At 54.5% G+C, this 14,102-nt stretch carries 11 protein-coding genes and 1 other annotated feature; of the genes, 2 read left to right on the top strand and 9 right to left on the bottom strand.

Annotated elements, in window-relative coordinates; translation table 11 throughout:
* Positions 1-5 precede the first annotated feature (5 nt).
* From ACE99V_RS01865 to ACE99V_RS01855, 3 genes are read right to left on the bottom strand one after another with little or no spacing between them, the layout of a single operon-like run.
* Positions 6-2,855, bottom strand: a complete 2,850-nt coding sequence (locus tag ACE99V_RS01865) for an ABC transporter permease (RefSeq protein WP_400489442.1) — start codon at positions 2,853-2,855, stop codon at positions 6-8.
* Positions 2,856-2,870: 15 nt separating this feature from the next.
* Complete coding sequence (locus ACE99V_RS01860; protein ID WP_400489441.1) at positions 2,871-4,067, bottom strand: efflux RND transporter periplasmic adaptor subunit; 1,197 nt, start codon at positions 4,065-4,067, stop codon at positions 2,871-2,873.
* Complete coding sequence (locus tag ACE99V_RS01855) at positions 4,012-4,704, bottom strand: ABC transporter ATP-binding protein (RefSeq protein WP_400489440.1); 693 nt, start codon at positions 4,702-4,704, stop codon at positions 4,012-4,014. The genes ACE99V_RS01860 and ACE99V_RS01855 overlap by 56 nt, the downstream gene beginning before the upstream one ends.
* Before the next feature lie 241 nt (positions 4,705-4,945).
* On the opposite strand from ACE99V_RS01855, the gene ACE99V_RS01850 reads away from it, so the two are divergent.
* Complete coding sequence (locus tag ACE99V_RS01850) at positions 4,946-5,050, top strand: YjcZ family sporulation protein (protein WP_400489439.1); 105 nt, start codon at positions 4,946-4,948, stop codon at positions 5,048-5,050.
* 78 nt (positions 5,051-5,128) lie between these two features.
* On the opposite strand, the gene ACE99V_RS01845 is transcribed toward ACE99V_RS01850, so the two are convergent.
* The 6 genes from ACE99V_RS01845 to ACE99V_RS01820 all read right to left on the bottom strand — a co-directional run bounded on the left by ACE99V_RS01845 (position 5,129) and on the right by ACE99V_RS01820 (position 12,377).
* Positions 5,129-6,604, bottom strand: coding sequence for a sodium:solute symporter family protein (locus ACE99V_RS01845; protein ID WP_400489438.1), 1,476 nt, complete (start codon positions 6,602-6,604; stop codon positions 5,129-5,131).
* A complete protein-coding gene (locus tag ACE99V_RS01840) occupies positions 6,604-6,801 on the bottom strand; it encodes a DUF3311 domain-containing protein (protein ID WP_400489437.1) in 198 nt (65 codons plus the stop codon). The genes ACE99V_RS01845 and ACE99V_RS01840 overlap by 1 nt, the downstream gene beginning before the upstream one ends.
* Positions 6,802-6,835: 34 nt before the next feature.
* Positions 6,836-8,011, bottom strand: a complete 1,176-nt coding sequence (locus ACE99V_RS01835; RefSeq protein ID WP_400489436.1) for a M20 family metallopeptidase — start codon at positions 8,009-8,011, stop codon at positions 6,836-6,838.
* A gap of 23 nt (positions 8,012-8,034) precedes the next feature.
* On the bottom strand, positions 8,035-9,264 hold the full coding sequence (locus ACE99V_RS01830; protein ID WP_400489435.1) for a Zn-dependent hydrolase: 1,230 nt from the start codon (positions 9,262-9,264) through the stop codon (positions 8,035-8,037).
* 162 nt (positions 9,265-9,426) lie between these two features.
* A complete protein-coding gene (locus tag ACE99V_RS01825; RefSeq protein WP_400489434.1) occupies positions 9,427-10,725 on the bottom strand; it encodes a helix-turn-helix domain-containing protein in 1,299 nt (432 codons plus the stop codon).
* Positions 10,726-10,838: 113 nt separating this feature from the next.
* Positions 10,839-12,377 (bottom strand): alpha/beta hydrolase, encoded by a 1,539-nt coding sequence (locus ACE99V_RS01820; RefSeq protein ID WP_400489529.1) that lies wholly within the window; start codon positions 12,375-12,377, stop codon positions 10,839-10,841.
* A 259-nt stretch (positions 12,378-12,636) separates the two neighbouring features.
* Positions 12,637-13,031, top strand: a binding site (T-box leader).
* Between the two features lie 62 nt (positions 13,032-13,093).
* Between ACE99V_RS01820 and trpS the strand changes: the two genes are divergently transcribed.
* On the top strand, positions 13,094-14,080 hold the full coding sequence (gene trpS, locus ACE99V_RS01815) for a tryptophan--tRNA ligase (protein WP_400489433.1): 987 nt from the start codon (positions 13,094-13,096) through the stop codon (positions 14,078-14,080).
* Positions 14,081-14,102: the final 22 nt, after the last annotated feature.

Below are 14,102 nucleotides of genomic sequence, written 5' to 3'. Positions count from 1 at the left end.
CCCGGTCAATCCTCCCCCAGCTTTACGGCCTGATGAATCTGCAAACGCGACAAAAGCGCAGCCAGAATCGCGATGCCCACCGCAAGCGTCACGCCGACAAACCCGTAGATCACCAGCTCATCAGCGGTGCGGGAGACAATCGCAAACGGCGGTACCTGATCGCCCGCCTCCAGGTAGATCCCCAGCGCCGGCAAAAACAGGGTGTTGCACAGCTTGCCGCCGGCAATGCCGAGCAGAAAGGCAGCGCCAAACGTAAGCGCCTGCTCCCAGGCGAGGATCCGCACCAACTGCGGAAACGACAGGCCCATTGCCCGAAAGACGCCGTACTGCAGCTTGCGCGAACCCAGCGTCAGCACCCAGTACATCAGGTAACCCGTAAAAGTGATGAGCATCGACAGCAAGAAGCCCAAGGTAAGCGAGCCGTTCAGCCCGAGGTAAAAAGCGCTCGTTTTCAGTTCGATCAGCTTTTGCGACACGTTGGAAACGTCTGTGACCCGCAAGTTGGCCTGTTTGATTCCGCTGTATAGCGCCTCCGCAGTCGCACCCGGCTTCAGCTTCATCCACACCTCGTACGGTTCCACACGCATCCTGTCCTGCACGAACGGCAGATTGGCCACCACCAGCATCTGCTCTTCCGTCCGACCGTACTGGTCCGTAACCGGATGAGGATTCCATCCCGGCCAGTAGTCCAGGACTGCGTACACGACAAACTCCGCCGGACGGGCATCCTTCCACCCCAGTTCAATGGTTTGGCCCGGTGACACCTTCAACTGTTCCGCGACGCTGCGGGAGATGAGAACCGCCCCGGGCTCTTTTGCCAACAGGTTCGCGTACTCATAAAAGTGGTGGGGCAACAGTCCCGGTTTAAACCAGGCGGTAAGCGCGAACTCCTTTGGTTCAACCGCCATCAGTTTCACATTGGACAAGGTTTTGCCGTTACGGATCGATTCGGCCGTATCTTTGACAAACACCTTGGCCGCATGCTCAACGCCGGGAAGTCGGGCAAACAGCTGAAAATCCGGTTCCACGTACTTGACTGGCGGTTTTTTCGGCTCCTCCAGCCGCTCTCCTTCTCCACCGCTCTTGGCACCGCGGTGCAGCAGCATGACAGGCTGGTCGTTTTGCCATTCAACCTTCATGCGTACATCTGCGCCATTTTCGTAGCGCAGCCGCTCCTCCGCATTCTGGTTGATCGTTCGTGCCGTGCTGGCGCTGTACATGCCAACCGCGACAGTCATGGCGACAAACATCATGAGAAATTGGTACTGTCGGGCAGAACGTCCCACCTGAACCAGCGTGACGAACATCGGCGTCGACCAAAATCGTTTGCCTCCCCAAAAGATTGCCCGGATCAGCCACGGATACAACCGCAGACAGAGCAAACCAAAGCCCAGCGTGAAGAGAACGGGAACAAAAAACAGCAGCATGTCTATCTGCAGCAGGCCCGCATGCTCTTTCACGACCTTCATGTCTTCCACGGTCTTGCGGTAGGAGTACCAGCCGTACCAGGAGACGAGCAGCAGCAGGATATCCAGATAGAGCTTGTGCCAGACCGCTGTTCCAGCCATTCGCGCTGCCTGCTGTTTGTGGCTGACGATATTTTGCCGAGTGGCAAAGAAAACGGCGGTGAGAACAAGGCAGTTACAAGCCAAAACCGTCCAAAAGGCGTAGATAAATACCTCCCTGGACATCTCCACCGGCAGACCCGTGCGGTTTACAAATTCGAGAAAGCCGTTTGACACGCCAAGAAGCCGGCTCACCATCGCCCCTAAAAACGGGCCGATGAGAAAAGCCGTGCCGCCCAGTATGAGCATTTCCACCAGGTAAATGAAAAAGATCTGCCTGCGAGAAGCTCCACGGCTGCCCAGCACCGCGATTTCCGTCCGCTGCCGTTCAATAATCAGGCCTGCCACCATGATCAGGTAGAGCGCCAGCATAACGAACACAGGAACATAGAGCGACCACAGTATGGTCTGGAACTGCTCCCGCTTCTCATCGTATTTGTTGACGATGCTGGTAACGGGAAAACGGATGCTGTACTCCGACGATTGCAGCCCGATGCGCTCCAGTTCCTGTTCCAGTGAGGGCTCCACGGATAGCAGCTTGTCCTTGTCCGTCACCTTCATGGCGTGGTACTGAAAGGCCGTGTAGAGACGGGCGGAGGAAAGCAAGCTGTGCTGCTGCATGAACGCCTCGCGAAAAAGCCGTTCATCGATCAGAAAGCTGTTGTTGTACTCTGCTGCGGGTGTGAACCAGTACGGATCGTTCCCCTGTTTTTCCGTAAACACGCCGACCGGTTTTACCCGAATGCGCATTCCGCCTGCTTCCTTTGTGGTCAATTCGAACACCGTATTCAGCACCATGCTGCGCTTTTTCAGCGCCCCTTCGGTCACCAGCGCTTCGAATACGCCGTCGATCGGTTGACGGCTGGGCAGTCTGCCGTCTAAGACCGTGATATGCTCCTCAATGCCTCCAAGTGCACGAAGGGAGGCACTGCCGCTGTTCTGAGCATCCTCAAAAGGAACCGTCTGCAGGAGCGTTACCTTTTGATAGATCGGCACATCCAGCCGATCGATGATCTCCTCCTGCACGAACTGCTCCATTTGCTCGATGATCGCCAAACTGTCCGGTTTAACCTTGTTGAAATCAAGAGAGACAATCAGTCCCCCGGGGAATTGTTTGACGCGCTTTTGGTATTCCTCCAGATCTTTGACCAGCACCCGCTGCAGTACGCCGGACGTGAAGGCGGGTATGCTGGATACCAGCGAAACGGCAATGACCAGACCGAGGAGCAGGCTTGTCACCAGCCAACGGTTGTTCCACATCTTGCGCACAATCATGTACAACATTGCCATGGTCCCCACATCCCCCTAGTCCAGAATCACCAGCTGGCCTTCTTGCAGTCCGCTGAGGATTTCCACGGCTGTTGACGTTTGAACGCCTACCTCTACGTCCACTTCCTTCTTGCTTTTGCCATCCAGCACCTGGACAAACTGGCGGCCGGAGAAATCGCGCAGGGCCCGGCGAGGGATCAACAGCGTGTTCTCCCGTTTCTGGATCACGACCTCAATGTCTGCAGGCGATCCGATCTCTGCCGTCTCGGGCAGCTGATTCGGCAAGATCAACAAGCTGCGCTGATACAAGTCAGCCAGATCTTCCGGGAGGCCTGACGGCACATTGCGCGGTGTTTGCACCACCCTTCCTTCCCCCTTTGTCTTGTCCTTCAGGGTGATGGTTGCCTTCATGCCGATGTCCACATCCTTGATGGCGTCCCCGTTGGCCGCCGTATACAGGATTAGCAGCTTATGCGGATCACCCACCGTGACCAGCGACTGGTACGGGTCAATTTCGTCCCCTACCTGTTCATTGCTGACAAACATCACGATGCCGTCGATCGGCGAGACCAGCCGGGTCTCTTCCCACGCTTTTTGCAAATGAGCCAGCTCCAGTTCTTTTGCGCGGATGTTTAGTTTGGCCTTTTGGATCTGATACTCCTGCTGCTTCGTGTCCTGTAATTCCTGCAGCTTCAGCTTCGCCTTTTCCAACTCCATGACTGCCAGCTTGGTCCCCATGACCTTGGCGTTCATCTCCGCCTTCTGGACATCCAGTCTGACCGCTTCCACTTCGTACCGGTTGTCCTGCTGAACGGCCATCAGCTCCAGTTTGGCCTTGTCCAACTCGTATTTGGCCACCTTGATTTCGTGCTCCAAATCGCCAGCGTCCAGTTCTGCCAGCACCTGTCCCTTTTTCACGGCATCCCCGCTTTTAACCAAAAAGGACTTGAGCCGCCCTTTCGGATCCTTAAAGTAGAGTTCTTTCTTTTCCGTAGCCGTGAACGTGCTGCTGCCTTTCACGCTTTTTACCAGCGTCGCTCTCTCCACCTTGGCCACCTCGTAGTTGACCACAGCGGGCTCCACAAGCGGCGGTGCAAGCACGGCCTCTTCGTTTGGAAAGAGTGAGCAGCCGGCAAGCAGCACGCCGGTCGCCAACACAGCGGCAATATGCCTCGTTTTAGTTGGTTTCTTCTTCATATCGGCTGATTTCTCCGTCTTCCAGCGCGTATACATCGTCTGCCACCTCCATGATTGCCGGATCGTGTGTCGTCATGACAATCGTCATTCCCTCCTGCCGTACCATGTCCCGAAACATTCGGCTTATGGTCAGGCCCATTCGGCTGTCCAGTTCCGCGGTGGGTTCGTCCGCCAAAACGAGGCTTGGACGATGAGCAATGGCACGGGCGATGGCACACCGCTGCTGTTCGCCTCCCGACATTTCAAACGGCCGGTGGGAAGCCCGTTTTGTCAACCCGACCAGCTCCAGCGATTCCTGAATTCGCTGCTTCCATTGTTCCTTCGGGACGCCGGCCAGCCTGAGGCCGAATTCGACGTTCTCAGCCGCAGACATTAGCGGCAGCAGGCCGAACGATTGAAAAATGAAACCCATATTTCGCCGACGAAGCTCGGTCCTCTGTCCGTCAGACAGACGTCCGATCTCGTTGCCTTCAAAGAAAATCTCGCCCTCTGTCGGCCGATCCAACCCGCCGAGCAGGTTTAACAGCGTCGTTTTACCAGAACCGGAGCGCCCTTTCAGCACCAGCAGACGTCCCCTGGGTATCTGCATCGTCACATCCCGCAAGGCGTGCACAGCAGCATCCCCTTTGCCATAGATCCGCCTCACCCTTTTGGTTTCTGCGATTGGCTGCATGTTTGATCGTTCCCCCGAATCTCAATTCTCTGATAAAAAAACTTTGACTATTTTCTATTATATGAAAATATGGCCTGGCGCTTGGTAAAAAAATCATAAAGGAATATGAAGACAAATAAAAAGAGAGAATCCCGATCACCAGGATTCTCCCGAAATACGGGACATTCGCCTAAGACCAAAAAGACATCGCTCACATATCCTGTATTGCTGCCTAACTAAAAACACAAGGAGGTATTCAGCCATGAGCAGTCTTTTCAAAAGCGGTTGCAATGGGTTCAACGGCTTTACCCTGATTCTTGTATTGTTCATTCTTCTCGTCATCGTCGGATGTGATTGTGACGACTAAGGAAGTTGCTCCTTTCTAAAGGGATCGATCCAAAAGCAAGCCGCAGGAATGGAATCTCCCTGCGGCTTGCTGATTGTTTTATGCTACTTGAGACTTTTTGTTGTCGACCGAGATACTCCCTTTGGTAGCCAGACTTACGACGCTCATGACCACCACGTTGATGATCAGAGCAATAATGCCGACGTTCAAGTCCTGAACGGCTTGCGGCAGGGATGGGAACAGGGTGCCGATGGTGCTCTTGCTGATCGTGATATAGGCTACGGTTGCCACACCGGCAATGATACCGGCGGCCGCTCCCTGCTTCGTCACGAAGTTGCGGTTCCACAGGCTGAAGAACAACGACGGGAACAGCTGGGTCACCAGGCTATAACCCATCAACAGCAGCGTTACGATCGCATCTCCGCCGGTGAAGGTGAAGTAGAGCGAGATCAGGGCGACGACCGGCACGAGGTATTTCGCCAGGTTGGAGATTTGCGCATCCGTCGCGGACGGTACGAACACTTTGTATACATTCTTCGCCAGCAGGGTAGCTGCGGACATGAGAATCATCGAACCGGGAACAATCGCGGTCAGCAAGCCGGCTGCCCCGATTACGCCGACGAACCACGGATCAAACGTCTGTATGGAAAGACGCAGCAAGGAGAGATCGCCCTCCGCTCCTTTCAAACCGGGCACCTGCAGGATTGCTGCAAAGCCGACGAAGAAGACAAACAGCAGCACCAATTGATACAACGGCATGATGATTGCATTTTTCCTGAATACCTTGGCATTTTGGGCAGAATAGACCGACCCGAACGTATGCGGCCACATGTAGAAGCCGAGCGCCGTCAGAAGAACCGTGGAGACAAACCAGGATGGGCTTTGCCCTTTTTCCGGCAAGGCGAGAAATCCCTGTTTTGACGCTTCAATCGCTTCAAACATCGGCTGAATGCCGCCGTAGTAATGGAACGGAAGATACAGCCCCAGGAAGACAACCACAGCGAGAATCATGATGTCTTTCACGACAGCGGTCCAAGCGGATCCGTGAATGCCAGAAATCATCACGTAAACGGTAACGGAGATTACCCCGATCCAGATCGCGACGGTAGAGGAGATGCTGCCGTAAGAAGCCTCCGATACGATGATGCCCAGCCCTTTCAGCTGCAGCACCAGGTAGGGAATCAAGGCAACTACCCCGACAAGCGAAACCAGTACGCCCAGATACGGGCTTTTGTACTTGCTGACAAAAAAGTCGGATTGCGACATCAGCTTGTGCTCTTTGGCGTATTTCCAAACGGCCGGGAGCAGCCAGTAGGACATGATGTAGGCCAGGCAGCCGTAGCCGATGATGTAGAAGGTTGGGCCGCCTTTGCTGTACGCCCAGCCGCTGCCGCCGAGGAAGGTGAACGTGGTGTAAATTTCACCCGCCATGAGCAGGAAAACAAAGATGGTGCCGAAGCCGCGCCCGCCTACGGTCCACTGCTCCAGGTTCATGTCTTTCCCTTTGCGCGCCTGAATCCCAAGGAAGAGCGACAGGGCCAGAAATCCGAAAATGACCAGCAATGCTGCGTTCATTAGAGCTCACTCTCCTTGTTTGCAGGATCAAGCTTGTAGACGATGGCCATGATGGCAGATGTCAGGATGACCCACATCACGATCCAGAAAAGAATAAACGGCATTCCAAACACATACGGAGTTACCTTGTTCACAAACGAAATGCAGCCGAGAATACCGATGAATGGCAAAAGCGCCAGCAGATGGATCAGCTTCACGGTCAAGCCCCCTTTTTTTCTCCTCTGACTTTTTTTACATAACGACCTTTCGTGCGGCGTTTACGAACATTTTGACGCCGACTTCCAACGCGTCCTCGTCAATGGTGAACCGCGCATGGTGATGCGGGTAAACGATTCCCTTTTCCTTGTTGCCCGCACCGATGTAGAAGAAGCAGCCTGGTGCCTTTTGCTGGAACGCGGAGAAATCTTCGCCGCCCATGTTCGGCCTCATGTGATCCACCCATTCTGCCCCCAGTGTCTCCACGACCACCTCTTCCATCAGACGCGTTACTTCCGCATCGTTGATGACAGGGCGATAGCCGAATTCATACTTGAACTCGTAGGTTGCGCCATGAGCCTCGGTAATGCCTTTTACCACGCGCTCCATCAGCTTCGGCGCCTCTTCGCGCAGCTTCGGATCAAAGCTGCGAACCGTTCCCCACATTTTGACGGATCCCGGAATGACATTGTGTGTCGTGCCCCCGATAAACTGGGTGACGGAGACGACCAGGTTGTCGAGCGGGTCGGTATTGCGGGACACGATGTGCTGCAGATTCGTTACGACCTGAGCACCTATGGCGATGCTGTCAATGGTCTGGTGCGGCAGCGCAGCATGCCCCCCTTTGCCGAACACCGTGATCCAGAACGTATCCGGCGCAGCCATCATGGGCCCGGAGACGATGCCAACCTTGCCGTATTCCATGGGAGCCCAAAGGTGCGCCCCGATCACCAGATCTACTCCGTCCATGACCCCTGCCTGCACCATTTCCTCTGCTCCGCCCGGGTAAATCTCTTCCGCGTGCTGGAAGAAAAAGCGCACTTCTCCTTTGATCCGGTCTTTCATCCCGGAGAGAACCTTTGCCGCTCCGAGCAGCATCGAGGTATGTCCGTCATGTCCGCAGGCGTGCATCACACCCGGATTTTTGGAGGCGAAGTCGAAGTCGTTTTCCTCCGTGATCGGCAGTGCGTCCATGTCGGCCCGCATGGCCAGCACCCTGCCCGGTTGTGAACCGATCAAACGCGCCATTACGCTTGTTTTTGTCGGACGGGACACTTCCAGATTGCCGAAGGAGAGGAGTGTCTCGTAAACAAACTGTGCCGTTTTTTCCTCATGAAAGGACAATTCCGGATGCTGATGAAGATGGCGTCTCCAGGCAATCACCTGTTCTCTCACCTGTTCTGCCGCATCGTTCAGTGTTGTTGTTGTCATGGTTGTTTCCTCCTCGTATCAGATTAAAGTTGCACGGCCAACTGCAGGACGGTCTGGTACAGGACATTGGCACTGTCCGCACAATCTTCCTTGGAACTGAACTCGGCCGGGTTGTGGCTGATGCCGTCCTTGGAGCGGGCGAATATCATGCCCACGGGGCAGAGATCGACCAGCTGCATGCAGTCGTGACCCGCACCGCTCGGCAGGGTAAATGGCTCAAAGCCGAGCGCGGCACACGCCTGTTTGGCCGCAGCCTGGATCTCTTCCGAACAAGGCACGGGAGCGATCCGCTGCAGCAGTTCGATACAGAGGCCAACGCCGCGCTCCCGGCAGATCCGTTCCGCCTGTTCGCGGATCGCCTGTTCAACTTCGTCCCGCACCGCTTCGCTCACATCGCGCAGATCGAGCGAAAACTCCACCCGTCCCGGGATGATGTTGATGCCGCCGGGAGATACCTGGATCTGCCCCACCGTTCCCACTGTGGTTCCGGTTTTGGCTGATTCCCGCTCGATTGCCAGCATGATCTGTGCAGCTGCCGCCAACGGGTCTTGCCGCAGGCTCATCGGCGTGGTGCCGGCGTGTCCGGCTTCCCCCTCCAGTACGAATTTCAACCACAGCGGCCCTGCCAGTCCACTTACCACACCGACAGACAGGTTGCGGCTTTCCAGCACCTTGCCCTGCTCGATGTGCAGCTCGACATAGGCTTTTACGCTGCCACGGGGCCGTACCGCACTGCCGATTTCATCGGGATTCAAACCGGCTTGCCGCATGGCTTCGGCGATACTGACGCCTTGTTTGTCCTTGTGCTCCAGCTCGCTTCGCTCCAGTCGTCCGGCAATCCCGCGGCTGCCGATCATGCCGTAACTGAATCGAGCCCCTTCTTCATCCGTAAACGCGATTACCTCAATGGGATGCTCCGTGACGACGCCCTGTTCATTCATCGTCTGCAGCACTTCCACACCGGCCAACACCCCCAGCGGCCCGTCGAAGTTGCCGCCGTTGTAGACGGAATCAATGTGGGAACCGACGAGTACGACCGGCGCATCCGGATTGCGTCCCTCTTTGCGCCCGATCAGGTTGCCAACCGCGTCCTCCCAAACCGTCAATCCTGCCTCCAGCATGAATGACTTGACCAAATCTTTTGCCGCGCGCTCTTCTGCCGTAAAAGAAAGCCGGGTAATGCCTCCAGACTCCTGTTTCCCGATATGGGCAAGCTTCATAAGGCGATCCCACAGTCTCTCCTGGTTGATCACGAACTACGGCACCTCCCTTTTTTCTGCTCAATCGTATTAACGGTTGATTTAAGGTTATGTCCATAATTGTATAATAGTCATGAAATTTTGAAAAGGCGAAATTAAAAAAATAATTGGTGAAAAATGGTAAAAGCCGGACATGTTGTCCGGCTTCTGCTTGTCTTACAATGTAATGCGGTACACTTTTCGCGGACGGCCCCGCGGGTGGGGATTTTCCTCGCCGACCACCTGCGCGATGCCCTTTGATTCCAGTTCCATCAAGATCCGGCGGGCGCTGCGCGGCATGATTTGCATGTACTGGGCCAGCTCGTGGGCGCTGATCTCCGGTTTGCCACGCTTTTTCAGGATAGAGTCCAGCTTGCTCAGCGTCATCACGCTGAGCGACGTCTGCTCGCTGATGTGCTGAAGCTGATCGGAGACGCTGGTGTAGGTGATTTGCTCCTGTCTGCCCAACGGTCCGGCGATGGTTTTATCGTCAAAAAAGGCCATCCAGGTTCCGGTGCCGTACTCCTTGGCGTGCAGCAGCGCGGTACCGGCGTGGATTTCCGCTTCGTACGCCGTCTTCCCGATGCCGATCCCGCACGTCACCATGTCTCCTTTGACCCCGTACAACTCCTCGATCTCGGGAACGGATGTAAAGTTGCGCGTCACGTCCCGCAGTTGCCCGCGTGTGGTAAAAATCACATATCGTCCCGGCCCCGCCATTTTGAGCGAGCCTTGCAGCTGCTTGGCGTAGCGCAGCAGCTTTTCTGTCGTCTTGATCTCCAGGTTGTGAATCTCGTCGGTGGAGAACGTCCCCTTGTCCAATCCTCTAAAGGAGTCAATCTCAATCATTTGCGCCGCGATTTGTGTGTCTTTGAAGTGAAGCATCTCATAGGTGCGCAGCAGCATGCTGATGGCCGAATGTACACCGGTACGAGTCGGCAGCACACGGTAGACGGGTACTCCCAGCCGCTGCAGCTCCAGATGAGCCGTGCGCAGGCAGGTCACGGCCCCTTTTGTTCGGCCGGATCGCCACAGCTGCTCGTGGTAAGCTGCCAGTTCCGACGCGTGGATGGCGCCCTGGTAATATTTGAGATAACCCGGTTTGCTGCTGATCCCTGCCTCTTCCAGAAAACGGTTGAACTCATCCGGGTGAAAGGTGTCGAAGCTGAGTTCGTTGACGTTCAGCTTCTCCTCATGGGAGAGGTACAGCAATGTTCTGTACAAGCTGGCCCCGATGTGCGGCACGTACCCCATCGGCTGCTTGATTTCTCCCCACTCTTTCACCATTGCGTACGGCACCTGGCCGGAAAACAGCCACATGTCCGCCTGGTTGGCGTACGGCTGGAGCAGGTCGAATATTTCTTCTTCCCGCCAATACACGATCGGCAGGCACTCGATCTCGGTAAACTCGTCGACAACGGATTGGATCACTTGCAGCGAATCGTCTGCGCCCAGTACTCCTAGTTTCAGCTTCACTCCTGGTCCCTCTTTCGGTACGGTTCTTTGCCTGATGTATATTAAACATAGCAGATTGGTGGGGGAGGGGGAAAGAGGAGGGGTTTCTCCAATACAACCGGATCGATCGCGAACTAGGCCATATTCCCCGTTTTATTTTTCTGATACGATTCCAGAAGGCGGTCATCCATTTGAGCATGGTTGGGATCGTAACGAAGAGCGATGTTCAGATAGGCAATCCCCTCGGAAAAATTTCTTTGCCGTTCACAATACTCTGCAGCCCAGACGCACAGACCAACGATTCGATCTTTCAATTGCTGACGGACGTCCAGCACCCACTCGCCATCAAAACCGGGAAGAAGATTGTAGGGAATTTCCGCAAAAATCTTTTTGCAAAGAGTCAGCTTGACGCGTTCCACCGGTTCATCGGCCGCCTGATCAAGCGCTGTTTTCAGGTCGACGAGATCGCAGGAAATCCTCCCCTGCAGGCGGATCAGCTCCCGATCCACGAGCAGAAACTGGTGTTGCTCCCAGCTTCTTTGCGTCTTCTGGCACAGCAGGCTTTTTAAATGACTGAGAGCGACCCGGAGATTGTTCCTTGCTTTCTCCATCGGCAGATACGGCCAGAACATTTTGCAAAACTGTTCCCGGCTGGCCGCCTTGTGTATGGCAAGATAGGCGAGCAGTTCCTTGGCGTGCCGCTGGTTCCAGCTTCCGTGCACTTCTTCCCCGTCAATCAGGACGCGAAACGCATGCAGAAGCTCAATACGCAGTTCACTTACCGTGTTCATTCTCTGGTACCCTTGGGAAATCACTTGCTGGATCTGGCTCTGCAGCTCGCTGTTCAGGGTCTCTGACCAATCATTTGCCGCCAAACCGGGAACCGGTTTCTGTTCCACCTGACGGAAAAACTGTTCGATCCATTCCGCAGCGAGCTGCGGCTGATCCAACTGGATCGTGTTTGAAGCGGAGGGAACCACCAAAAACTGTGATCGCGGCAGAAAACTTGCCCCTAAGATCAGTACATTAGGCGGATATGTCGCGTCGTATTGTCCTGCCAACAGCAGCACGGGCGTCTGGATAAACGAGATGATCTGGGAGTTGAGAAAACTGGACGCCAGGTCGAGAAAGGAAAAATAGGTGTCTGGTGACACTTTTTGATAGGCTTGCAACAAAAGTTCCCTTTTCCACGTTTCAGGCGGATAGCAGATCTTTTGCACAAGATCGTTGGCCAGAGACCAAAAAGAGTTCTCGTTTGCCAAGTACCGTCTTGCCGAGATGTGCTTCTGCATGAGTCCCTTCGGGTAGTAACAGACCGTTCCGATTAACACTGTACTTTGCACCATGGACGGGTAACGCAGGGCCAATTGAAGACAGAGATTCCCCCCGAGCCCATGTCCGATCATATGCAGTTTCTTGATGTTCATATCGGTAACAAGCTGGTACACATCCTGACAGAGCAGTTCCCAGCTGAGTTCCCTCGTGCCGTTCCCGCTTTTTCCATGACCGCGCAGGTCGTACAGGATGATTCGATAGCGTGATTGAAAATACGGAACGATTCGTTCCCATGTTGTAAGATCAAGCCCCAATCCATGAATGAACAGAATCGTTTCAGTGGTGTCTTCCGCTGGCGAGAAAACGGTGTAATGAATGTCAGCTGAGTCGCTCGTCATGATAAACACCTGTATTTCCTCCTTGTGTCTGTGCTGGCGAGAGCGTTGCCTTACCTGGCAGGGTTCGGGTTCCCGTTTGCAGGTAAATACGACTATTTTTAAATAGGTATTTACGACTACTTATTATCATACCATTATACTTATGGGAATAGGAGAATATTAGAAGGGGAAGGATTGGCTGAAGAGAATCAGGAAGGATTCACTCAGTTGACTTCTTTGCTGTTTGGAAGTAAGATATTTGCAAACAAAATGGTAATGGCATGTTGCAATGAGGAAGAAGAGTAGACATCACAGGAGACCTCAGAGAGCTGATGGGTGGTGCGAATCAGCGTTGAATGGATGTTGAATGGGCTTCCGAGCACCAAACCGAACCCGCTTGAAATGGGGTTCGAAAAGCACCCTACGGGCACCTGGATCTGGCTGCGCTAAGTAGCTGATCGACGTAGTATCGCCAGTAGGATGGAGGACAAACAGGGCGGAGGCCGGCTAAAAACGCCCCATCCATGTTTCCCGGACTTTTCGAACTTCCTTAGGCAGTAGGCTTTGGCGTTGGTCCGTACGTTACAAGGGACACCGTATCAACAGGTACGGGCTAAAGTGATTTCAACTTGGTTGAAATAAACAGGGTGGCACCACGGTTCATTCGTCCCTAAACAGGACGAGTGGACCGTTTTCTTTTTGCCCTCTGAAAAAAAGTGAAAGGAGTACACCATCCCATGAAAACGATCTTTTCCGGCATTCAACCCAGCGGGATCATTACGCTGGGAAACTACCTGGGGGCGATGAAGCACTTTGTCCCCCTGCAGGACGAGTATAACTGCTACTACTGCATCGTCGACCAGCACGCAATCACTGTACCGCAAGATCCGGCCACTCTGCGCGAAAACGTGCGCCGTCTGGCTGCCCTTTACCTGGCAGTGGGACTGGATCCGGAAAAAGTGACGCTGTTTATCCAATCAGAGGTGCCTGCCCACGCCAAACTGGGCTGGATCATGCTCTGCACGGCATATGTCGGCGAGCTGGAACGAATGACGCAGTACAAGGACAAATCAAAGGATCGCGGCGAATCGATCCCGGCTGGTCTTCTTGCTTATCCGCCCCTGATGGCCGCCGATATCCTGCTGTACGGAACCGACTACGTTCCTGTTGGGGAAGATCAGAAGCAGCATATCGAACTGACCCGCGACCTGGCGGAGCGCTTTAACAACCGTTACGGCGAAATCTTCACGATTCCGGAAATTCGTGTCGCTGAAGTAGGAGCCCGCATCATGTCCCTGCAGGACGGCACAAAGAAAATGAGCAAGTCTGACCCGAACCAGGGATCGTACATCTCCATGCTGGACGACGCGGATACGGTTGCAAAGAAAATCAAGCGTGCACAGACAGACTCCGACAACGCCGTTCGTTTCGACAGAGAGAAAAAGCCGGCCATCTCCAATCTGATGACCATTTACTCCCTCTGCTCCGGCAAATCCCTGGAGGAGATCGAAGAAATGTATGCCGGCAAAGGCTACGGAGTGTTTAAGTCGGAACTGGCCGAAGTGGTGATCGAGACGCTGAAGCCGATACAGGAGCGCTACAACGACCTGTTCCAGTCGCAGAAGCTGGACGACATCCTGACGGCTGGAGCGGAAAAAGCGAACCGAGCTGCCAATGCGATGCTGCACAAAGTGGAATCGGCGATGGGCATGACCCGCCTGTAATGCAAAAAGTACCGGGATTCCG

The organism is Brevibacillus soli (assembly GCF_044759095.2).
Classification (GTDB): domain Bacteria; phylum Bacillota; class Bacilli; order Brevibacillales; family Brevibacillaceae; genus JBIYSM02.
The sequence above is the reverse complement of the archived record's forward strand: the minus strand, read 5'-3'. Positions and strand labels throughout refer to the sequence as shown.